Source organism: Actinomadura sp. 21ATH, from assembly GCF_041951345.1.
Lineage (GTDB): Bacteria > Actinomycetota > Actinomycetes > Streptosporangiales > Streptosporangiaceae > Spirillospora.
In genome coordinates this window covers 298,632-320,291 of record NZ_JBGNUR010000004.1, presented here as the reverse complement: position 1 = coordinate 320,291, position 21,660 = coordinate 298,632, and the positions used below count along the sequence as shown (strand labels likewise).

Annotated in this window: 19 protein-coding genes; 13 read left to right on the top strand and 6 right to left on the bottom strand. The window is 74.1% G+C overall.

The genetic code is table 11. The features are described 5' to 3' along the window. The first annotated feature begins 20 nt into the window (after positions 1-20). Both ACA361_RS16175 and ACA361_RS16170 read left to right on the top strand, forming a co-directional pair. Entirely contained in the window at positions 21-950 is a 930-nt protein-coding gene (locus ACA361_RS16175; protein ID WP_375012784.1) for a bifunctional adenosylcobinamide kinase/adenosylcobinamide-phosphate guanylyltransferase, read from the top strand. After that, positions 947-1,693, top strand: a complete 747-nt coding sequence (locus ACA361_RS16170; protein WP_375012783.1) for an adenosylcobinamide-GDP ribazoletransferase — start codon at positions 947-949, stop codon at positions 1,691-1,693. Before ACA361_RS16175 ends, ACA361_RS16170 begins: the two co-directional genes overlap by 4 nt. Positions 1,694-1,698: 5 nt before the next feature. Here ACA361_RS16170 and ACA361_RS16165 read toward each other — a convergent pair whose 3' ends face one another. Further along, entirely contained in the window at positions 1,699-1,884 is a 186-nt protein-coding gene (locus ACA361_RS16165; RefSeq protein WP_375012782.1) for a GntR family transcriptional regulator, read from the bottom strand. A 140-nt stretch (positions 1,885-2,024) separates the two neighbouring features. On the opposite strand from ACA361_RS16165, the gene ACA361_RS16160 reads away from it, so the two are divergent. The 6 genes from ACA361_RS16160 to lipB all read left to right on the top strand — a co-directional run bounded on the left by ACA361_RS16160 (position 2,025) and on the right by lipB (position 9,141). Next, complete coding sequence (locus ACA361_RS16160) at positions 2,025-3,518, top strand: leucyl aminopeptidase (protein WP_375012781.1); 1,494 nt, start codon at positions 2,025-2,027, stop codon at positions 3,516-3,518. Positions 3,519-3,631: 113 nt separating this feature from the next. Continuing rightward, positions 3,632-5,023, top strand: a complete 1,392-nt coding sequence (gene lpdA, locus ACA361_RS16155; protein ID WP_375012780.1) for a dihydrolipoyl dehydrogenase — start codon at positions 3,632-3,634, stop codon at positions 5,021-5,023. Between the two features lie 46 nt (positions 5,024-5,069). After that, positions 5,070-6,569: a 2-oxoglutarate dehydrogenase, E2 component, dihydrolipoamide succinyltransferase gene (gene sucB, locus ACA361_RS16150; protein WP_375012779.1), complete on the top strand. Its 1,500-nt coding sequence runs from the start codon at positions 5,070-5,072 to the stop codon at positions 6,567-6,569. A gap of 90 nt (positions 6,570-6,659) precedes the next feature. Beyond that, positions 6,660-7,604, top strand: coding sequence for a TIGR01777 family oxidoreductase (locus tag ACA361_RS16145; protein WP_375012778.1), 945 nt, complete (start codon positions 6,660-6,662; stop codon positions 7,602-7,604). Positions 7,605-7,678: 74 nt separating this feature from the next. Then, positions 7,679-8,416, top strand: a complete 738-nt coding sequence (locus ACA361_RS16140) for a Type 1 glutamine amidotransferase-like domain-containing protein (protein ID WP_375012777.1) — start codon at positions 7,679-7,681, stop codon at positions 8,414-8,416. A 17-nt stretch (positions 8,417-8,433) separates the two neighbouring features. Then, positions 8,434-9,141 (top strand): lipoyl(octanoyl) transferase LipB, encoded by a 708-nt coding sequence (gene lipB / locus ACA361_RS16135; RefSeq protein ID WP_375012776.1) that lies wholly within the window; start codon positions 8,434-8,436, stop codon positions 9,139-9,141. 22 nt (positions 9,142-9,163) lie between these two features. Here the strand turns inward: lipB and ACA361_RS16130 are convergent, their stop codons facing one another. Continuing rightward, entirely contained in the window at positions 9,164-9,667 is a 504-nt protein-coding gene (locus ACA361_RS16130; RefSeq protein WP_375012775.1) for a YfbM family protein, read from the bottom strand. A gap of 157 nt (positions 9,668-9,824) precedes the next feature. Here ACA361_RS16130 and lipA point away from each other — a divergent pair, with 157 nt between their 5' ends. Further along, positions 9,825-10,754 (top strand): lipoyl synthase, encoded by a 930-nt coding sequence (lipA, locus tag ACA361_RS16125; RefSeq protein ID WP_375012774.1) that lies wholly within the window; start codon positions 9,825-9,827, stop codon positions 10,752-10,754. A gap of 64 nt (positions 10,755-10,818) precedes the next feature. Continuing rightward, complete coding sequence (locus ACA361_RS16120) at positions 10,819-11,514, top strand: DUF4191 domain-containing protein (RefSeq protein ID WP_375012773.1); 696 nt, start codon at positions 10,819-10,821, stop codon at positions 11,512-11,514. Between the two features lie 72 nt (positions 11,515-11,586). Here the strand turns inward: ACA361_RS16120 and ACA361_RS16115 are convergent, their stop codons facing one another. Then, on the bottom strand, positions 11,587-12,072 hold the full coding sequence (locus ACA361_RS16115) for an RDD family protein (protein ID WP_375012772.1): 486 nt from the start codon (positions 12,070-12,072) through the stop codon (positions 11,587-11,589). 175 nt (positions 12,073-12,247) lie between these two features. Here ACA361_RS16115 and glnA (ACA361_RS16110) point away from each other — a divergent pair, with 175 nt between their 5' ends. Continuing rightward, a complete protein-coding gene (gene glnA / locus ACA361_RS16110; RefSeq protein ID WP_375012771.1) occupies positions 12,248-13,672 on the top strand; it encodes a type I glutamate--ammonia ligase in 1,425 nt (474 codons plus the stop codon). 157 nt (positions 13,673-13,829) lie between these two features. Continuing rightward, the gene (locus ACA361_RS16105) at positions 13,830-14,234 is read left to right on the top strand and encodes an OsmC family protein (protein WP_375012770.1); all 405 of its coding nucleotides are present in this window, start codon (positions 13,830-13,832) and stop codon (positions 14,232-14,234) included. On the opposite strand, the gene ACA361_RS16100 is transcribed toward ACA361_RS16105, so the two are convergent. After that, positions 14,231-15,796: an alpha/beta hydrolase gene (locus ACA361_RS16100; RefSeq protein ID WP_375012769.1), complete on the bottom strand. Its 1,566-nt coding sequence runs from the start codon at positions 15,794-15,796 to the stop codon at positions 14,231-14,233. The two genes, ACA361_RS16105 and ACA361_RS16100, sit on opposite strands and share 4 nt — an antisense overlap. A 215-nt stretch (positions 15,797-16,011) precedes the next feature. Between ACA361_RS16100 and ACA361_RS16095 the strand changes: the two genes are divergently transcribed. Further along, the gene (locus ACA361_RS16095) at positions 16,012-16,995 is read left to right on the top strand and encodes a phosphatase PAP2 family protein (protein ID WP_375012768.1); all 984 of its coding nucleotides are present in this window, start codon (positions 16,012-16,014) and stop codon (positions 16,993-16,995) included. Here the strand turns inward: ACA361_RS16095 and ACA361_RS16090 are convergent. Both ACA361_RS16090 and glnA (ACA361_RS16085) read right to left on the bottom strand, forming a co-directional pair. Further along, positions 16,980-20,096, bottom strand: coding sequence for a bifunctional [glutamine synthetase] adenylyltransferase/[glutamine synthetase]-adenylyl-L-tyrosine phosphorylase (locus ACA361_RS16090; RefSeq protein ID WP_375012767.1), 3,117 nt, complete (start codon positions 20,094-20,096; stop codon positions 16,980-16,982). The genes ACA361_RS16095 and ACA361_RS16090 overlap by 16 nt on opposite strands. A gap of 147 nt (positions 20,097-20,243) precedes the next feature. Then, a complete protein-coding gene (gene glnA / locus ACA361_RS16085) occupies positions 20,244-21,605 on the bottom strand; it encodes a type I glutamate--ammonia ligase (protein ID WP_375012766.1) in 1,362 nt (453 codons plus the stop codon). Positions 21,606-21,660: the final 55 nt, after the last annotated feature.

Below are 21,660 nucleotides of genomic sequence, written 5' to 3'. Positions count from 1 at the left end.
GATCTATTGTTGCGGACGCGATGAACATCGAGCTCCCCGGAACCGCGGGTCCCGCCGGCTGGCCGGAGACCGGCTGCCGCTGCGCCTCCTGCTCCCGGCTCCGTACCGCCGGCGTCCGGTACGAGCCGTTCCGCGCCCTGATCGACGGCGTGCCCCTCACCGCCTGCCCGCAGGAGGAGGTGCCCGGCGGGCGCGACGTGCGGGCCCCGTCCGGCGGCCGGGTGCTGGTCGCCGATCCGGGCGGGCGGCCCGAGCCGCGGGGCGCGTACGACGCGGTGCTCCTGGACCCGGCCGTCCCCGACCAGCTGGGACGGCTGCGGCGGCTCGGCGCGGTGCGCCCCGGCACCCGGATCTCCTTCGTCCACCTGGACCACCGCCTCCGCTCCCCCGAGGAGCTGGAACGGCGCCTCTCCCACTGGCTCGCCCCCGTACCGGGGCCCCACCGCACCCTGCTGCTGGGCGGGACGCGGTCGGGCAAGTCCGCCGAGGCGGAGCTGCGCCTGGCGGCCTGCCCGGACGTCACGTACCTCGCGACGAGCGCCCCCCGCGACGACGCCGAGTGGAACGCCCGCGTCGAGGCCCACCGGCGGCGCCGCCCGTCCTGGTGGCGGACGGCCGAGACGACCGCCCTCGCGGAGGCCCTCGAAGGAGCCGAGGGCGCCGTGCTCGTCGACGGGATCGGCACCTGGCTGGCGGCCGCGATCGACGAGGCGGGCGCGTGGGACGACCCGTACGCGGTCCTCCCGCGCCTGGACGAGCTGGTCGGCGCCTGGCGGCGCACGGGCGCGCGCGTGATCGCGGTCAGCGACGAGGTCGGGCTGTCGCTCGTGCCCACGACCTCCTCCGGGCGCGCGTTCCGGGACCTGCTCGGCCACCTCAACCAGCGGCTGGCGGCCGAGTCGGAGGAGGCGGCGCTGGTCGTGGCCGGCCGGGCGGTGGAGCTCCCGTGATCGCCGGGCTCCGGCTGTCGGTGTCGCTGCTGACCATCGTCCCCGTCCGCGCGGCCGACGCCGGCCGCACGGCCGCGCGGCAGGCGATGCTGCTCGCGCCGGCCACCGGCCTGATCGTCGGCGCCGCCGCGGCCGTCCCGCTGCTGCTCGGGCCGGCCGGGCTGGACCCGCTCCCCCGCGCCGTCCTCGCCGTCGCCGCGATGGCGCTGGTCACCCGTGCCCTGCACCTGGACGGCCTCGCCGACCTGGCCGACGGCCTCGGCAGCGCCCGCCCGCCGGCCGAGGCCCTCGCGATCATGAAGCGGTCCGACATCGGCCCGTTCGGCGTGGTGACCCTGCTGCTCGCCCTGCTCCTCCAGGCCGCCGCCCTCGCGAGCACCCCGGACGCCGCCGCCGCGGTCATGATCGCCGCGGTCGGCGGCCGGCTGGCCCTGCCCTGGGCCTGCCGCACCGGCGTCCCCTCGGCCCGCCCCGGCGGCCTGGGCGCCCTGGTCGCCGGAACGATCTCCACTCGGGCCGCCCTGGCCACGACCGTCCCGGTCCTCCTGGCAGCCGCCCTGACCGGCGCGGTCACCGAGCTGGGCAGCGTGCGCGCCGTCCTCGCGGTCTCGGCCGCCCTGCTGGTCGCGCACCTCATGCTCCGCCACGCCGTCCGCCGCCTGGGGGGCGTGACCGGCGACGTCCTCGGCGCCCTGGTGGAGCTGGCGGCGACCGCGGCCCTGCTGGTCCTGTCCGCCGCCTGACCCGGTCAGGCGGCGGTCTCGCGCTCCCGCAGGACGGTGTTGGGGTTGATCTCCAGGGCGGCGGCCGGCTCGCGGGCGGGCGGCACCCGCTCGCCCGGCGCGCACTCGCCGGTCGCGATGGCGCGCCGGATCGCCGCGGCCACCTGCTCGTGCAGGGGGCGGGGGTCGTCGTCGTTCAGGCGCAGCAGCATGGCGCTAATGGCAATAGCACCATTAGCGTCATTCCGGACGCGCGAGGCCGGCCGGGGAGCCGTCCCGTACGGCGTTGCGGGAGGTAAGGCTTGCTCCAAAAGGGCGAAACCGGTCAGCCGGAGGACTAACATCGGGGTACGTGACGAGCATCAGCCTGGACAGCGCAGACCCAGCAGTTCTCGACGTCGACGCGATCATCATCGGCGTCGCCCCGGCCGCCTCCGGAACGGGCGGCGAGCCCCTCCCGCAGAACGCCGCGGACCTCGACCGGGCTCTCGACGGCCGGCTCGCGGGAGCGCTGGCCGCGCTCGGCGCCACCGGCAAGGCCGGCGAGATCACCAAGCTGCCGACGCTGGGCGCCGTCCCCGCCGCCGTCGTGGTGGCGGTCGGGCTGGGCGAGTCCCCCGACGCCGAGGGGCTGCGCCGCGCCGCGGGCGCCGGCGTGCGCGCGCTGGCCGGCACCGGGAAGGTCGCCGTCGCGCTGCCCGCCTCCTCCGCCGAGGACGTCGAGGCGGTCGCGCTGGGCGCGCTGCTCGGCAACTACAGCTTCGGCACGTACCGCACCGGCGACCGCAAGGAGCCGGTCGCGGAGATCACCGTGCTCGCCGGCGACGGCACCGGCGACGGCGACACCGCGCTCAAGCGCGCACGGACGCTGGCCGAGTCGGTCGCGCTGGTCCGCGACCTCGTCAACACCCCGCCGTCCGACCTGGTCCCCGAGGACCTGGCCGGGCACGCCGAGCGGATCGCCGGCGAGACCGGCCTCGACATCACCGTGCTGGACGAGAAGGCGCTGGTCGAGGGCGGCTACGGCGGCATCGCCGGCGTCGGGCAGGGCTCGGTCAACCCGCCCCGCCTGGTGCGGCTGGCCTACTCCCACCCCGAGGCCGCCAAGACCCTCGCCCTGGTCGGCAAGGGCATCACGTTCGACTCCGGCGGCCTGTCGCTCAAGCCCGCCGAGGCCATGGACTGGATGAAGTCCGACATGGGCGGCGCCGCGGCCGTGCTCGGCGCCATGCGCGCCATCGCCGAGCTGGCCCCCAAGGTGAACGTGGTCGGCTACCTGGCCATCGCCGAGAACATGCCCAGCGGCACCGCGCAGCGCCCGTCCGACGTGCTGCGCATCTACGGCGGCAAGACCGTCGAGGTCCTCAACACCGACGCCGAGGGCCGGCTCGTGCTCGCCGACGCGCTCGTCCGGTCCGGCGAGGACTCCCCCGACCTGATCGTGGACGTGGCCACGCTGACCGGCGCGCAGCTGGTCGCGCTCGGCACCCGTACCACGGGAGTCATGGCCAACGACGACGACGTCCGTGAGAAGGTGGTGGCGGCGGCCGGCCGCGCCGGGGAGCAGTCCTGGGGCATGCCGCTGCCGGCGGAGCTGCGCAAGGGGCTCGACTCCGCGGTGGCCGACATCGCCAACATCAGCGGCGAGCGCTGGGGCGGCATGCTGGTCGCCGGCGTGTTCCTGCAGGAGTTCGTGCCCGACGGCGTCCGCTGGGCGCACCTCGACATCGCCGGTCCCGCGTTCAACAAGGGCGAGCCGTACGGCTACACCCCCAAGGGCGGTACCGGCGCCGCGGCCCGTACGTTGGTGCGGATCGCCGAGGATCTCGCGGCCGGGATTCTCTGACCTCCGGCGGGTGTTGACCCGGGCGGGAGGATGAAGGGGTTCCCCGGAACCGTCCGGGGCACCATGGAAGTCCGGGGCGCGCGAGCGCGACACGGGGAAAGAGGGAGCGTCCAGTGGCCAACAGCGGCCCCTACGACATCGTGGTCCTAGGTGGTGGCAGCGGCGGGTACGCGTGCGCGCTGAGGGCGGCCGAGCTCGGCCGTTCGGTGGCGCTGATCGAGCGCGACGTGCTCGGCGGCACCTGCCTCAACCGGGGGTGCATTCCCACCAAGGCACTGCTGCACGCGGCCGAGGTGGCCGACCAGACCCGCGAGGCCGCGAAGTTCGGGATCCGGGCGAGCTTCGACGGCATCGACATCGCGGGCGTCAACGCGTACAAGGACAAGGTCGTCACCGGCACCGTCAAGGGGCTGACCGGCCTGATCAAGTCCAAGGGCATCGAGGTCATCGAGGGCGACGGCCGCCTCGCGGGCCCCAACTCCGTGGCCGTCACCGCCGCCGACGGCTCCACCCGCACGGTCGAGGGCGCGCACCTGGTGCTGGCCACCGGGTCGCGGCCCAGGAGCCTGCCCGGCCTGGAGATCGACGGCGAGCGGGTCATCTCCAGCGACCACGCGCTGAGGCTCGAGCACGTGCCGGGCTCCGTCGTCATCCTCGGCGGCGGCGTCATCGGCGTGGAGTTCGCCAGCGTATGGCGCTCGTTCGGCGCCGAGGTCACGATCGTCGAGGCGCTGCCGCACCTGCTGCCGCTGGAGGAGGAGTCCAGCTCCAAGCGGCTGGAGCGCGCGTTCCGCAAGCGCGGCATCAGGTTCGAGCTCGGCACCCGCTTCCAGGAGGTCAAGACGACCCAGGGCGGCGTCGCGGTCTCGCTGGAGAACGGGACGACGATCGACGCCGAGCTGCTGCTGGTAGCGGTCGGCCGCGGTCCGGTGTCGGACGGCATCGGCCTGGAGGAGGCCGGCGTCGAGACCGAGCGCGGCTTCGTCAAGGTCGACGAGTTCTGCCGGACGAGCGTCCCCACGATCTCGGCCGTCGGGGACCTGATCCCGACCCTCCAGCTGGCGCACGCCGGCTTCGCCGAGGGCATCCTGGTGGCCGAGCGGCTCGGCGGGCTGAGCCCGGCGCCGATCGACTACGACGGCGTGCCGCGGATCACCTACTCCGACCCCGAGGTCGCGTCGGTGGGCATCACCTCCGCGACCGCGCGGGCCCGCGGGCAGGAGATCAACGAGGTCACGTACGATCTTGCCGGGAACCCCAAGAGCAAGATCCTGGGGACCCAGGGCGAGGTCAAGGTGATCGCGGCCGTCGACGGGCCCGTCCTCGGCGTCCACATCGTGGGCGCCCGCGCCGGCGAGCTCATCACCGAGGGCCAGCTCATCTACAACTGGGAGGCGCTCCCCGCCGAGGTCGCCCAGCTGATCCACCCCCACCCGACACAGTCCGAGGCCGTCGGCGAGGCGCACCTGGCTCTCGCCGGCAAGCCACTGCACGTGCACGGCTGAACGCCGGCACCGAGATACACCACTCTCTAAGGAGTCGCTGAGAGCCATGCCGGTCTCCGTCACCATGCCCCAGCTCGGCGAGAGCGTCACCGAGGGCACCGTCACCCGCTGGCTGAAGAAGGAGGGTGAGCACGTCGAGACCGACGAGCCGCTTCTCGAAGTGTCGACCGACAAGGTCGACACCGAGATCCCCTCCCCCGCCTCGGGCATCCTGACCAGCATCAAGGTCGCCGAGGACGAGACCGTCGAGGTCGGCGCCGAGCTGGCGACCATCGGGGAGGGCGGCGAGGCGGCTCCGGCCCCGGCCGCTCCGGAGCAGCAGCAGGAGGAGGCGGCGCCGGCGCAGCCCGAGCCCGCCCCGCAGGAGCGGGCCGAGCAGCCCGCGCCGCAGCCCGCTCCGGCCGCGGCGCAGCCCGAGCCGCAGGGCCCGCCGCCGTCGGCCTGGCCGCCGCCGGCCGCCCCGCAGCAGCCGTCGCCGCCGGCGCCCGCGCCGGCCGCACAGGAGTCCGCGGCACCCGCGCCCGCTCCGGCTCCGGCGCCCGCCCCGTCGGGTGAGGGCCCGTACGTCACGCCGCTGGTGCGCAAGCTCGCCGCCGAGCACGACGTCGACCTGGGCTCGATCAAGGGCACCGGCGTCGGCGGCCGCATCCGCAAGCAGGACGTCCTGGAGGCGGCGCGCGCCGCCCAGCAGGCCGCCCAGGCCCCGGCCCCCGCGGCCCCGGCCCAGGCGCCCGCCCCGGCCGCCGCTCCGGCTCCGGCCGCCGCGCCCGCCGCGCCGCGCCGCGCGGCCCCGGCCGCCGCGCCCGCCGAGCAGCTCGCGCTGCGCGGCAAGACCGAGAAGATGACCCGCATCCGGCAGACCATCGCCCGCCGGATGGTCGAGTCGCTGCAGGTCTCGGCGCAGCTCACCACCGTGGTCGAGGTCGACGTCACCAAGATCGCGCGGCTGCGCGACCGGGCCAAGGCCGACTTCCAGGCCCGCGAGGGCGTGAAGCTGTCGTTCATGCCGTTCTTCGCGCAGGCGACGGTCGAGGCCCTCAAGGTCCACCCCAAGCTCAACGCCGTCATCAACAGCGAGACCAACGAGGTCACCTACCACGACGTGGAGAACCTCGGCCTCGCCGTCGACGTGCCCGAGCGCGGCCTGATGGTCCCGGTCGTCCACAACGCCGGCCAGCTCAACCTGGGCGGCCTGGCGCAGCGGATCGCCGACCTGGCCGAGCGGACCCGCACCAACAAGGTCAGCCCGGACGAGCTGGCCGGCGGCACGTTCACGCTGACCAACACCGGCAGCCGCGGCGCGCTGTTCGACACGCCGATCCTCAACCAGCCGCAGGTCGGCATGCTCGGCACCGGCGCCGTCGTCAAGCGCCCCGCCGTCATCGACGACCCGGAGCTGGGCGAGGTCATCGCGGTGCGCTCGATGGTGTACCTGGCGCTGAGCTACGACCACCGCCTCATCGACGGCGCCGACGCGGCCCGCTTCCTGGGCACGATCAAGCACCGGCTCGAGGAGGGCAACTTCGAGGCCGAGCTCGGCCTCTGAGTCCGCTGAGTCCGCGGTAGTCCTGAGGACCCTGCCGTTCCCGTACGGGAGCGGCAGGGTCCTTCTACATGGGCGCTCTAGGGTGTCGGTATGAAGGTGGTCGTGTCCGGGTCGAGCGGACTCATCGGTACGGCTCTCGTGCGGGCGCTCCGCCGCGACGGGCACCACGTGGTGCGGCTCGTGCGGCGGCCACCGGGGGATCCCGACGAGGCGCGCTGGGACCCGCGCGGCATGGTCGGCCATGCGGCGCTGGAGGGCGCCGGCGCCGTGGTGCACCTGGCCGGGGCCGGGGTCGGCGACCGGCCGTGGACGGCGGCGCGCAAGCGGCTGATCCGGGAGAGCCGGGTCCAGGGGACGCGGACGCTCGCCGAGGCGGTGGCCCGGGCCGGGCCGGGCGTCTTCGTGTCCGGCTCCGCGATCGGGTACTACGGCGGCACCGGCGGCCGGGAGACCGACGAGTCCGGGCCGCCGGGCGAGGGGTTCCTGGCCGGGCTGGTGCGCGACTGGGAGGCGGCGGCCGCCCCGGCGGCGGAGGCGGGCGTACGGGTCGTCCACCCGCGCACGGGCGTCGTGCTCACGGCCCGCGGCGGCTACCTCGGGCGGACGCTGCCGCTGTTCAGGCTCGGCCTCGGAGGTCCGCTGGGGAACGGCCGCCAGTGGCTCAGCTGGATCACCCTGCACGACACCGTGGCGGCGCTGCGGCACCTGATCGGCGCGAGCGGCCCGGCGGACCCGAGCGGCACGGGCGGCACGGACGGCACGGGCGGCGTGCCGGACATGGCGGGCCCGGTCAACCTCGTCGCCCCGAACCCGGTCACCAACGCCGCGTACACCAAGGCGCTCGGCCGCGCGCTGCACCGTCCCGCGGTCGTCCCCGTCCCGGCGGTGGCGCTGCGGGCGGCGCTGCGCGGCTTCGCGGACGAGGGCGTGCTGATCAGCCAGCGGATCGTGCCGCGGCGGCTGGAGGAGTCCGGGTTCGCGTTCGCCCATCCCGAGCTCGGCGGGGCGCTGGAGGCCGCCCTGAAGGACCGCTGAGACGGAACGGCGAGAAGGGCCGGGATTCCCGAAAGTCACCCTCTGCGCCCGGCCATGCCCGTACGGTGAGCGTCATGAGCACCGACGGGCAGCCCCACATCCTCGCCATCGGCGGCGGCGACTTCATTCCCGACGACCGCGAAGGGACCGTCCCCAGCCCCCTGATGCGCTACGCGTTCGACCTGACCGGGCAGGACCGGCCCCGGGTCTGCTTCCTGGCCACCGCGGGCGGCGACGACCAGGCCGGGATAGGGCGGGCGTACGCCGCGTTCAGCCGGGCCGACGCCGAGGTGACCCACCTGGCGCTGTTCCCGATGCCCAGCGTGCCCGACATGCGGGCGCACCTGCTGGCCCAGGACCTGGTGTACGTGCTCGGCGGCAGCGTGGTGAACCTGCTCGCGGTCTGGCGGGCGCACGGGCTCGACGAGATCCTGCGCGAGGCGTGGCGGGCCGGGGTGGTGCTCGCCGGGCGGAGCGCGGGCGCGCTGTGCTGGCACACCGGCGGCACCACCGACTCCTTCGGGCCGCGGCTGCGGCCGTTCACCGACGGGCTGGGCCTGCTCCCCTACTCCTGCGGCATCCACTACGACAGCGACGACCAGCGGCGCCCGCTGCTGCAGCAGCTCGTCGGGGAGGGCACGCTGCCGGCGGCGTACGCGGCCGACGAGGGCGTCGGGCTGCACTACGTCGGCACCGAGTTCGTGCAGGCCGTCTCGTGCGTGCGGGGCGCCGGCGCCTACCGCGTGGAGCCCGACGGGCCCGGCACCGCGAAGGAGAGCCGGATCGACCCCAGGCTGCTCGCCGACCTCTGAGGCATAAGCTGAAGGGCGTGAGCGAGGTAGACGTACGCGCGACGGCGCGCGAACTGGTGATCGTGCATGTGGGCTTCGGGACGGCCGCGGTGCCGTACGAGACCGGCTGGGACCTGCAGAAGCGCACGCACGAGCGGCGGGTGAACGACGAGATCCCCGACACCGTGCTGCTGATGGAGCACGAGCCGGTCTACACCGCCGGCAAGCGCACCGAGGCCCTCGACCGTCCGTTCGGCGACCCCGGCGCGCCGGTGGTCGACGTGGACCGCGGCGGCAAGATCACCTGGCATGGGCCGGGGCAGCTGACCGGGTACCCGATCGTGAAGCTGCCCGACCCGGTGGACGTGGTCGCCTACGTCCGGCTGCTGGAACGGATGATGATGGACGTCTGCGCCGAGTTCGGGCTGGCGACCACCACCGTGGAGGGCCGCAGCGGGCTGTGGGTGCCCGGCACCCCCGACCGCAAGATCGGCTCCATCGGCATCCGGGTGTCGCGCGGCGTCGCGATGCACGGCTTCATGCTGAACTGCGACAACGACCTCGGCTGGTTCGACCGGATCGTGCCGTGCGGCATCCGCGACGTGGGCTCCACGTCGCTGACCGCCGAGCTCGGCCGCCCGGTCACGGCCGCCGAGGTGACCCCGGTGGCCGAGCGGCACCTGGCGGCGGTGCTGGGGGCCACGGAGTACGTCCACCGCACCACGGCGCAGATCGACGCCGCCTGAGCGCCGCCCGGCCCGGCCGGGATCAGCGCTCGGCCATCACCTTGTAGACGGCCTGCCCCTCGTCCGCCGCGGCGCGGTAGAAGCGGGTCAGGCCGTCGTAGGCGGGCTTGAGGGACGCGGCGTCCGGCCGGAGCGACCGGGCGTCCTGCACCCCGGCCGCGGCCATCGCCGCCGGGTCGTACCGGCCGGCGACGCTCCCGTACGGGGTGGCGGCCAGGTGGTCGGCGGCGGGCTTGACCCGGTCGGGCGCCAGGTAGATGACGTCCGCGCCCAGCTCGCCCGTGCCGTCCTCGGTGAGCAGCCGGCCGCCGCAGACCACGTCGGACTCCGGCGGGCGCCCGTCCCACGGGTCGCCGGTGATCAGGTAGTGCAGCGCCTGCCAGCCGCCGCCCAGGTCCAGGACGCAGGGTGCGGGCTGCCGGCGCCGCCAGTCGGAGGCACCGAAGATCAGGCGTGCGATCGCGCCCGGATCCCGCTCCCCTTCCAGCACGGGCGGCACCCTGAGGTACGACATTGCCAGGCCCACGGTGGATCCTCCTGCTGACGGCTCTGCTTGGCGACAGGGAGTCACCTTAGGAGATCAGGTGGTGTCCATGGGAGAAACCCGGATATCGGCCTGGTTGCGAAGTGTGATCTTCATTGCCGATGCGGGGGCACCGGGGATCCGGACGTACCCTGAAGGAGTGACGACGGTGACACCCGAGGGGCGCAAGCTCCTGCGCATTGAAGCCCGCAACAGCCAGACCCCGATCGAGCGCAAGCCCGAGTGGATCAAGACCCGGCTGAAGATGGGACCTCAGTACCGGGAGCTCATCGGCCTGGTGAAGTCCGAGGGCCTGCACACGGTCTGCCAGGAGGCGGCCTGTCCCAACATCTTCGAGTGCTGGGAGGACCGCGAGGCCACGTTCCTCATCGGCGGCGACCAGTGCACGCGGCGCTGCGACTTCTGCAACATCGACACCGGCAGGCCGGCCGCGCTGGACCGCGACGAGCCGCGCCGGGTGGCCGAGTCGGTGCGGACCATGGGGCTGAAGTACGCCACCGTCACCGGCGTCGCGCGCGACGACCTGGAGGACGGCGGCGCCTGGCTGTACGCCGAGACCGTCCGGCAGATCCACGCGGCCGTCCCCGGCTGCGGCGTCGAGCTGCTGATCCCCGACTTCAACGCCCGCCCCGAGCAGCTGGCCGAGGTGTTCTCCTCGCGGCCGGAGGTGCTGGCCCACAACGTCGAGACGGTGCCGCGGATCTTCAAGCGGATCCGTCCCGGCTTCCGGTACGAGCGCTCGCTGGAGGTCATCACCCGCGCCCGCGAGGCCGGGCTGGTCACCAAGTCCAACCTCATCCTGGGCATGGGCGAGACCCGCGAGGAGGTCTCCGAGGCGCTGCGCGACCTGTACGAGGCCGGCTGCGAGCTGATCACCATCACCCAGTACCTGCGGCCGACCCCGCGGCACCACCCGGTGGAGCGCTGGGTGAAGCCCGAGGAGTTCGTGGAGCTGAACGCCGAGGCCGAGGAGATCGGGTACGCGGGCGTGATGTCCGGGCCGCTCGTGCGCTCCAGCTACCGCGCCGGCCGCCTGTACAAGCAGGCGATCGAGGCGCGCAGCAGCTGAGCGCCCCTTCTCCGGGCGTTCCCCCGCACCCGGACATGGTCCAGACCGGACTATCCTTGTAGGCATGTCTAAAAAGCCCACGGACGGAGGCCAGGAGCGTCCGGGCCGCCTCAAGCAGATCCGCATGGTCGCCCAGGTCCTCCGGCAGGCCGATCCGAAGGCCCTGCCGATCGTGTTCGCCTCGGCGATCGGGACCCTGGTCGTCGTCATCCTGATCGGGCTGCTCTTCGGCCAGCTGTGGTTCTTCATCCCGCTGGGGATCCTGGCCGCGATCGCCGTGGGCATGATCGTGTTCGGCCAGCTGGCCCAGCGCGCGCAGTACAAGGTCATCGCGGGGCAGCCGGGGGCCGCCGCCGCGATCCTGAAGAACATGCGCGGCGGCTGGACGGTCACCGAGGCGGTGAGCGGCAACCGCAACCTGGACATGGTGCACCGCGCGGTCGGCCGTCCCGGCGTGATCCTGGTGTCCGAGGGCCCGCGCAACCGGGTGGGCCCGCTGCTGGGCGCGGAGAAGAGGCGCATCTCCCGGGCGGCGCAGCAGGTCCCGATCTACGACGTGCAGGTCGGCGAGGAGGAGGGCCAGATCCCGGTCGGCAAGCTCCAGCGCCACCTGATGAAGCTGCCCCGCAACCTCACCAAGGGCCAGGTCGCCGAGCTGAACGACCGGCTGCAGGCCCTTCCCCGCAACATGCAGATGCCCAAGGGCCCCATCCCCAAGGGCGCCCGGATGCCGAAGGGCCCCAAGCCCAAGACCCGCTGAGGCCCCGGGCCCGGAACGGCGAAAAGCGCCCCGCGGGGCGCTTTTCTCGTTTTCCGTGATCGCCCGTACGGGCTAGATGTTGACCACGGCCGTGTTGGCGGCCCGGTCGTGCAGGCCGCGGTAGTCGCGGTCCCAGACCAGCGCGGGCACGACCAGCAGGAGCAGGAACGTCCGCGCCAGCGACCAGACGGGGCCGACCGGGCGGCCGTCGAGGCGGACCACCCGGATGCCGGCCAGCCGCTTGCCGATGGTGGTGCCGAGCAGCCCGGTCAGCAGCCAGACCATCACGCCGAACACGACGAGCGTCCACATGCTGCGCTGCGCGGGCTCCCAGCCGAACGTCCGGGTCAGGAACGTGGCGATCAGCAGGGACGCGCCCCAGTCGACGAAGAGGGCCACCAGCCGGCGGCCGTAGCCGGCGACCGCGCCGCTCCCCTTCTCCGGCAGGCCCAGCCGCGTCCCCGGCGTACCGAGGTCGGCCCCGGCCGAGCGGGCGCCTCCCAGCCACGTCTGCGTCCACCGCGCGTTCGCGGGCTGGCGCTCCTTACCGGTGCTCATGACCATACGGTATCCGCTTGCTGGGCGGGCTCTTACCCGGCCCCGGGCAGGGGCCTTGGGGGAAGTGACGCAAACCACAGAGTGATGCGTAACACAGTCGAAACATACGAGACACGACCGGGAAACGGCCGGTTCCTAGGCTGCCGGGAGCCGTAAAGCGCCCCAAGGAGGCTGGATGTTCAGCAGCGCCGATGAGGTCCTGAGCTTCATCAGGAACGAGGACGTGCGTTTCGTCGACTGCCGGTTCGTGGACCTGCCGGGCAAGATGCAGCACTTCACGTTCCCCGTGGAGAGCTTCGGCGAGAGCGTCTTCACCGAGGGGCTGATGTTCGACGGGTCGTCGGTCCGCGGGTTCCAGGAGATCCACGAGTCCGACATGCTCCTGCTCCCGGACCCGAGCACCGCGGTGCTCGACCCGTTCCGGCAGCACAAGACGCTGATCCTGAACTTCTTCGTCCACGACCCGCTGACCGGCGAGGCGTACAGCCGGGACCCGCGCAACGTCGCCAAGAAGGCGCAGGACTACCTGCGCGGCACGGGGATCGCGGACACCTGCTACTTCGGTCCCGAGGCCGAGTTCTACATCTTCGACGACGTCCGCTTCGAGACCAAGGAGAACGCGGGCTACTACTTCCTCGACTCGATCGAGGGCGCCTGGAACACCGGCCGCGAGGAGCCCGGCGGCAACCTGGGCGCGAAGCCCCCGTACAAGGGTGGGTACTTCCCGGTCCCGCCGATGGACCACTACACCGACCTGCGCTCGGAGATGGTCGCCCAGCTGATCGCCTCGGGCATCACGGTCGAGATGCAGCACCACGAGGTCGGCACCGCCGGCCAGGCCGAGATCGACTTCCGCTTCGACACGCTGCTGAAGACGGCCGACAACCTGCTGCTCTACAAGTACATCGTGAAGAACGTCGCGCGCGCCGCCGGCAAGACCGTGACGTTCATGCCCAAGCCGATCTTCGGTGACAACGGCTCCGGCATGCACTGCCACCAGTCGCTGTGGAAGGACGGCTCGCCGCTGTTCTACGACGAGGTCGGCTACGCGGGCCTGTCGGACAACGCGCGCTACTACATCGGCGGCCTGCTCAAGCACGCGCCGTCGCTGCTGGCCTTCACGAACCCGACGGTGAACTCCTACCACCGCCTCGTCCCCGGCTTCGAGGCCCCGGTCAACCTGGTCTACTCGCAGCGCAACCGGTCGGCCTGCATCCGGGTGCCGATCACCGGCTCCAACCCGAAGGCCAAGCGCATCGAGTTCCGGGTGCCCGACCCGTCCTGCAACCCGTACCTGGCGTTCTCGGCGATGCTGATGGCCGGCCTGGACGGCATCAAGAACAAGATCGAGCCCGCCGAGCCGGTCGACAAGGACCTCTACGAGCTGCCGCCGGAGGAGGCCCGCGCGATCCCGCAGGTCCCCGGCTCCCTGGAGGGCGTGCTCGACTCGCTGGAGGCCGACCACGACTACCTGCTGGAGGGCGGCGTCTTCACGCCGGACCTGGTCGAGACGTACATCGCGATGAAGCGCGAGTTCGAGATCGACCCGATCCGCCTCCGCCCCCACCCCCACGAGTTCGAGCTCTACTACGACATCTAGGCCGCCGCCCGTCCGGCCCGCGAGAGCCCCGCCGTCCGTTCCGGGCGGCGGGGCTCTCGCGTGCGGGAAGAACGCGGCGGCGCTCCTGGTTTGCGATGATCGGAGAGCGTGGACGATCAGCGCGATCCATCACCACGGGCGAGCAAGGGAGCTCCTGATGACCTCCGTGAACGTGAAGCGGACCGGGGACGGGTTCGAGGCGACCAACGACCGCGGGGCGCGGGTGGCGATCGGGTCCGGTGACGAGGAGGGCGTGTTCACGCCCGTGGAGCTGCTGCTGGCCGCGCTGGGCGGGTGCGAGATCGTCACGGTGGAGCCGCTGACGGCCAAGCGCGGGCACCGGCTGGTGCGGCTGGCCGCGACGGTGTCGGCCGACAAGGTCGCCACGAGCACGCTCGGCACGATCCGGATCGAGTACGACGTGGAGCTGCCCGAGGGCCCCGAGGGGACCGCGAAGGCAGCCGAGGTGTTCGAGGCGGTGGCCAAGCGGGTGCACGAGCGCTACTGCACGGTCGGCAACGCGCTCAAGGAGCCGATGAAGGTGGAGCAGATCCTGCCCTAGCCGCAGGTGGTGCCGTTCCGGGGGACGGCGCCGTCCAGGAGGTAGCGGTCGACGGCCTCGCGGACGCAGGCGTCGCCGGTGTCGTACGCGCCGTGCCCCTGGCCCTTGAGCGTGAGGAGGACGGCCTTCCCGCCGAGTGCCCGGGCGAGGGCGGGCGACCAGGCGTACGGGGTGGCGGGGTCGCCGGTGTTGCCGACGACGAGGATGGGCGCGGCGCCCGGGGCGCTCACCCGGCCGGCGTCGCGGTCGCCGTCGACCGGCCATCCGGTGCACTGGAGCAGGCCCCAGGCCATCGACGGCCCGAAGACGGGTGACGCCTCGGTGAAGCGCGGTACGAGCCGCCGGACCTGGTCGAGGGTCCGGCGCTCGGCGGTGTCGGCGCAGGTGATGGCGGTGTTGGCGGCGACGGAGTTGGTGTAGCGGCCGTCGGGGCGGCGGCCGAGCTGGAGGTCGGCGAGGGCGAGCAGCTTGCTGCCGTCCTCGGCCTCGGCGGCCTCGGTGAGGCCCTCGCGCAGCACCGGCCACAGGTCCTCGGAGTAGAGCGCGGCCATGACGCCGGTGACGCCGAGGCTCTGGGTGAGCGTGCGGCCCGCCGGGTCGCCGGTGGGCAGCGGCCGGGCGTCCAGCCCGCCGAGCAGCCCGCCGACCTTGGCGAGCACCTGCCCCCGGTCGCGGCCGAGCGGGCAGGCGGTGGCGCCCTGGCCCGCGCAGGACGCGGCGAACGCGCCGAGCGCCCGCTCGAACGCGGCGGTCTGCTGGAGGTCCGTCTCCACGTCGCTGAGCCCGGTGTCCACGGCGCCGTCCAGGACGGCGCGGCCCACGTCGCCCGGCTTCTGGTGGGCGTAGGCGCCGCCGAGCCACGTCCCGTACGAGATCCCGAAGTAGTGCAGCCGGGCGTCGCCCAGGACGGCGCGGACGACGTCCAGGTCGCGGGCGGCGGAGGGCGTCCCGACGTACGGCAGGACGCGGCCCGCGCGGGCCTGGCAGCCCTTGTCGTACGAGAGGCGCGCGTCGAGGAAGGCGCGCTCCTCGGCGGCGTCGTCGGGCGAGTCGTCCATAGCGGCGATGTCGTCCATCCGCCGGTCGTCCACGCAGGTGACCGGGGCGCTGCGGCCCACCCCGCGCGGGTCGAGGCTCACCAGGTCGTAGCGGGTGCGGAGGCGCGCGTACCGGTCGAGGGAGTCGGCGAGCGCGTCGACGCCGGAGCCGCCCGGGCCGCCGAAGTTGAGGACGAGCGAGCCGATCCGCTCGCCCGGGCCGGTCGCGCGGGCCCGGATGAGGGTGAGGCCGATGGTGTCGCCGTCCGGCTCGGAGTAGTCCAGCGGGACGGTGACGACGGCGCACTCGGGCGCGGGCGCGGGCACCGGCGGGCGGGACCGGGAGCCGGCGGGCGACGGCAGGTCGCGGCACGGCCCCCAGGACGGGCGCTGCCCGATGATCGCGGCGGGCGGCCGGTCCTCGGGGCCGGGGTCCGGGGTCTCGCCGCCGCCGCCCGAGCAGGCCGCCGCCGTGCACAGGGCGAGGGCCGCGAGCGCTGAGCGGACCGTGCCCGTGCGCGCCATCACCCCTCCGTTCCGATCACGGGGGGACGCTGCTGGCCTACCCATCGTCCTGGAGAACGATGCGTGCGCACCCCTGACCTCGGTCTACTCCGCGGCCCGGAACCACCTCACCCGAAAGTCCGTATCCTGCGCCGATTCCGTACTACTCAGGTCTGAGAGCAAGACCGTCCGCGCCGGTGATCTCAAAAGGACGGCCGCGCGGCAGAGTTGCGAGCATGGCGCAAATCGCCCCGCCGCCCCCCAGCGGCCGCACTGACCAGGTCCGCGAGGCCACCCCGCCGCGGTCCGCCCGGCTGCCGCTCCCGCGGGCGCTCACCGCGCCGCCGCTGTGGCGGGAGCTGCTGCTGATCGCCCTCTTCTACGCCGCCTACACGCTGACGCGCATCGTGCTGGTCCAGGACGGGACCGCGCAGGCGTTCGCCAACGCCGACCGGATCCTGGGGTTCGAGCGGGCCATCGGGATCGACATCGAGCTGGCGATGAACCAGACGCTGCTGTCGGTGCCCTGGCTGGCGCGCACCGCCAACGTCTTCTACGCCACCGCGCACTTCGCGGTGACGCTCGGGGTGGTGGTGTGGATCTACCGGAGCCGGCCGCACGACTACCGCTGGCTGCGCACGGGGCTGATGGTCGCCACCGGGCTGGCGCTGGCCGGCTTCTGGCTGTACCCGCTGGCGCCGCCGCGCTTCCTTGGGGACGAGGGCTTCGTCGACCCGGTCACCGCGCTGAACTCGCTGGGCCTGTACTCGGGCGACGCCTCGGGGTCGTTCACCAACCAGTACGCGGCGATGCCGTCGATGCACGCCGGCTGGGCGCTGTGGTGCGGGTTCGCGCTGGTGCGGCTGGCCACCCGGCGCTGGCTGAAGGCGCTGGGCGTGCTGTACCCGCTGACCACGGTCGCGGTCATCCTGGCCACGGCCAACCACTACCTGCTGGACGCGGTCGCCGGCATCGCGCTGATCGCCGGCGCGCTGGCGCTGTCGTGGCTGCTCTACCACCGTTACCCGGCGCAGCTGAAGCGGCTGGGAGCGCGGGCGTCGGGTCCGGCGCTGCGGCACGTCGCGTTCCTGCTGATCGTGCCGCCGCGCGCGAAGTCCCCCGCGCCGGCCCCGGAGACCGTCGGGGGCGTCTCCGGGGCCCGGCCCGAGCGGTCCCGGGCGGGGGCGGCCGCGGACGCGCCGGATCAGGTGGTCCCCTGATCGGGGACGCCGTAGAAGACGCGGTCGACGACGGCCCTGGCCCGGCGGGCGTGCCTGCGGTAGTCCTCCAGCAGGTCGCCCGTCCCGGGGTAGCCGAGGACGCGGGAGACGGCGCTGCGCTCCTTGTGGTGGTCGGTCGGGAGCAGGTCGGAGGCGCGGCCCCGGACGAGCATCACGGTGCCGCGGATCCGGGTCGCCAGCCGCCACGCCTCCGCGAGGACGGCGGCGTCCTCGGCGTCCAGGAGGCCGGCGGCGGCCGCCGCGTCCAGGGCGGCCAGCGTGCGGGTGGTGCGCAGGGCGGGGGCGTCGTGGCCGTGCCGCAGCTGGAGCAGCTGGACGACCCATTCGACGTCCGACAGCCCGCCGGGCCCGAGCTTGACGTGCAGCCTGCGGTCGACGCCGCGCGGCAGCCGCTCGGACTCCATCCGGGCCTTCAGCCGCCGGATCTGCCGTACGGCGTCGTCGTCGATGCCGTCCTCGGGGAAGCGGACCGGGTCGATCAGGGCGCGGAACCGCTCGCACAGCTCCGGATCGCCGATGATCGGGTCGGCGCGCAGCAGCGCCTGGGCCTCCCAGGGCGCCGACCAGCGGGCGTAGTACGCGGCGTACGAGGCCAGCGTGCGCACCAGCGGCCCCTGCCGGCCCTCGGGCCGCAGGTTGGGGTCGATCTCCAGCGGCGGGTCGGGGGCGGGCAGCGCCAGCAGCCGGCGCAGCTCCTCGGCCACCGCGTGCGCGGCGCGGCCCGCCTCCCGCTCGTCGGCGCCGGGCGGCGGGTCGTGCACGAACATCACGTCGGCGTCGCTGCCGTAGCCCAGCTCGTGGCCGCCGAACCGGCCCATCGCGACCACCGCCATCCGGGTGGGCAGCGGCTCGCCGCGCTCGGCCTCGATCCTGCCGATCGCGGCCTGGAGCGCGGCCTCGATGGTGACGGCGGCGATGTCGGTGAGCGCCTCGCCGGCGTCCCGGACGCCGGTGAGGTCGAGCAGGTCGGCGACGGCCACCCGGAGCAGCTCGCGGCGGCGCAGCCCGCGCACGACGGCGGCGGCGTTCTCGGCGGCGGCCCGCGCGCCGCCCTCGGCGGCCGCGCCCGGCTCGGTGCGGCGGCGGACGGCGGCCAGCGCCTCGGTGCGCAGCGCCCCGTACGAGCGCGGCGCCAGCTCGGCGGAGTCGCCCAGCATCGTCACGGCCTCGGGGGCGCGCAGCAGCAGGTCGGTGGCGTACCGGCTGGAGCCGAGCACCCACGCCATCCGCTCGGCGACGGTGACCTCGTCGCGCAGCAGCCGCAGGTACCAGGGGGTGGTGCCGAGGGCGTCGCTGACCTGCCGGAACCCGAGCAGGCCCGCGTCGGGGTCGGGCGCGTCGGCGAACCAGCCGAGCATCACCGGCAGCAGCGTCCGCTGGATCGCGGCGCGCCGCGACACCCCTGAGGTGAGCGCCTCGATGTGCCGGAGCGCCCCGGCCGGGTCGTTGTAGCCGAGCGCGACGAGGCGGGTCCGGGCGGCCTCTGGGGTGAGCCGCGCCTCCTGCCCGGGGAGCCGCGCCACGGCGCGCAGCAGCGGCCGGTAGAAGAGCTTCTCGTGGATGCGGCGGACCTCGCGGGCGTGCCGCCGCCACAGCGCGGTGAACTCGCCGACCGGCTCGGTGCGCAGGCCGAGGGCGCGGCCGAGGCGGCGCAGGTCCGCGGGGTCGTCCGGCACCGTGTGGGTGCGGCGCAGCCGGTGCAGCTGGACGAGGTGCTCGACGCGGCGCAGGAACCGGTACGCCGAGGCGAGGGCCGCGGCGTCGTCGCGCCCCACGTACCCGCCCTCCGACAGCGCGGTGAGCGCGCCCAGCGTCCCGGCGCCGCGCAGCGTCTCGTCGGCGCGGCCGTGGACGAGCTGGAGCAGCTGGACGGCGAACTCCACGTCCCGCAGGCCGCCGGGGCCGAGCTTGAGCTGCCGGTCGGCCTCGGGGTCGCGCTCGTTGAGGTGGGCCTCGACCCGGCGGCGCATGCCCTGGACGTCCTCGACGAAGCCCTCCCCCGCCGCGGCCTTCCAGATCAGCGGGGTGATCGCGGCCAGGTAGCGCTCGCCCAGCTCGGCGTCCCCGGCCACCGGGCGCGCCTTGAGCAGGGCCTGGAACTCCCAGGTCTTGGCCCAGCGCTCGTAGTAGGCGCGGTGGCTGGCGAGGGTGCGGACCAGCGGCCCGGCCTTCCCCTCGGGGCGCAGGCCGGCGTCCACCTCCCACAGGGGGCCCTCGGGGGTGCTGGCCGAGCAGGCGCGCATGAGCGCCGAGGCGAGCCGGGTCGCGGTCCGCAGCGCGGCGTCCTCGCCCGCGCCGGGCTCCGTTCCCCGATCCGTTCCCTCGGCGCCCTCGCGGGCCTCGGCCACGAAGATCACGTCGACGTCGCTGACGTAGTTGAGCTCGCGGCCGCCGCACTTGCCCATGCCGATCACCGCGAGCCGGCAGGACGCGTGCCCGGGCACCTCCGCGCGGGCGACGGCCAGCCCCGCCTCCAGCGCCGCCGCGGCCAGGTCGGCCAGCTCGGCCGCCACCTCCGCGACGTCCGCGACGCCGGCCAGGTCGCGGCCCGCCAGGGCCAGCAGGTGCCGCCGGTACTCCGCCCGCAGCGCCACCAGCGTCGCCGTCCCCGCGTCCGCGGCGACCGGCTCGGCGTCCGCCGGATCGGCGCCCACGGCCGCCAGCAGCGCGGCGCGCAGGGCGGCGGCGCCGGCCTGGCCGGGGGCGGGCTGGAGCGCTCCAGCCTCGCCCAGCGCCCGCCAGTGGCCCGGATGCCGGACGAGGTGGTCGCCGAGGGCCGCGCTGACGCCGAGCACCGCGGGCAGCCGCTCGCGGACGGCGCCGTCCTTGCGGAGCGCCGCGCGCAGCTCCTCGCCCTCCCCCGCCGCGTCGGCCGCCGCCAGCAGCCGCAGCAGGCCGTCCAGCGCCAGGTCGGGGTCCGCCGTGCCGCCGAGGGCGTCCAGCGCGTCGTCGTCGGGGGCGGTGCCCGCCCGGGCCGCCTCCAGCAGCGCGCGCTCGGCGCGGCCGGCGTCGGTGAACCCGAGCCGGGCCAGCCGGCCGGTCAGGGAGGGACGGCGGTCGGATGTCCACGGCTCGCTCACGGCCTCAACCGTAATCCGGGACGGCCCGCCGCCGAGCGCGATCGGCCCGCCGGAAGGTTGCGATTTCGCTGCGTTCCCCTCACCACCGCCTCCGACCTGGCGTTACACCGCTGGCCGGTGGCGGTCGGGAACGGCCGGGGCCAGGGATCAGAGGACGGCGAGCAGCCGCTTGCGCTCGAACTCGGTGACCTGGCGGCGGTACTCCTCCCACTCAGCGCGCTTGTTGCGCAGGAAGAAGTCGAAGACGTGCTCGCCCAGCACGTCCGCCATCAGCTCGCTGCGCTCCATCGCGTGGATCGCCTCGTCCAGGCTCTGCGGGAGCGGCTCGATGCCCATCGCGCGGCGCTCGGCCGAGGTCAGCGCCCACACGTCGTCCTCGGCGCCGGCGGGCAGCTCGTACCCCTCCTCGATGCCCTTGAGGCCCGCGCCCAGGATCGCGGCGAACGCCAGGTACGGGTTGGCGGCGGTGTCCAGCGACCGGAACTCGATCCGCGTCGCGTGGCCCTTCTGCGGCTTGTACATCGGGACGCGGACCAGCGCGGACCGGTTGTTGTGCCCCCAGCAGATGTACGAGGGGGCCTCGCCGCCGGCGCCCGCTGTGGAGCCGACGCCGCCCCACAGCCGCTTGTACGAGTTGACGAACTGGTTGCACACGGCGGTGAGCTCCGCCGAGTGCCGCAGCACGCCCGCGATGAACGCCCGGCCGACCTTGGAGAGCTGGAACTCGGCGCCCGGCTCGTAGAAGGCGTTGCGGTCGCCCTCGAACAGCGACATGTGGGTGTGCATGCCGGAGCCCGGGTGCTCGGTGAACGGCTTGGGCATGAACGAGGCGTTCACCCCCTGCTCCAGGGCGACCTCCTTCATCACCAGCCGGAACGTCATGATGTTGTCGGCGGTGGTGAGCGCGTCCGCGTACCGCAGGTCGATCTCCTGCTGGCCGGGGCCGCCCTCGTGGTGGCTGAACTCCACCGAGATGCCCATCGCCTCCAGCATCGTGATCGCGTTGCGCCGGAAGTCGTGCGCCGCGCTGTGCGGGGTGTGGTCGAAGTAGCCGCCGGCGTCCACCGGCTCGGGCTCGCCGCCGTCCTCGGGCTTGTCCCTGAACAGGTAGAACTCGACCTCGGGATGGGTGTAGAAGGTGAAGCCGAGGTCGGCGGCCCGGGCCAGCGCGCGCTTGAGCACGTACCGCGGGTCGGCGAAGCTGGGGGTGCCGTCCGGCATCAGGATGTCGCAGAACATCCGCGCCACTCCGGGCGCCTCGCTGCGCCAGGGCAGCACCTGGAACGTGGACGGGTCCGGCTTGGCGATCATGTCGGCCTCGTACACCCGGGCGAAGCCCTCGATGGCCGAGCCGTCGAAGCCGATGCCCTCGGCGAACGCCCCCTCCAGCTCGGCGGGCGCCACCGCCACCGACTTCAGGAACCCGAGCACGTCGGTGAACCACAGCCGGATGAAGCGGATGTCGCGCTCCTCCAGCGTGCGGAGCACGAACTCCTGCTGACGGTCCAAGGCCCTCTCCTCTGACGACGCCGTGCCCGCGTCCGGCCCGTTCCCGGTGGTCTTC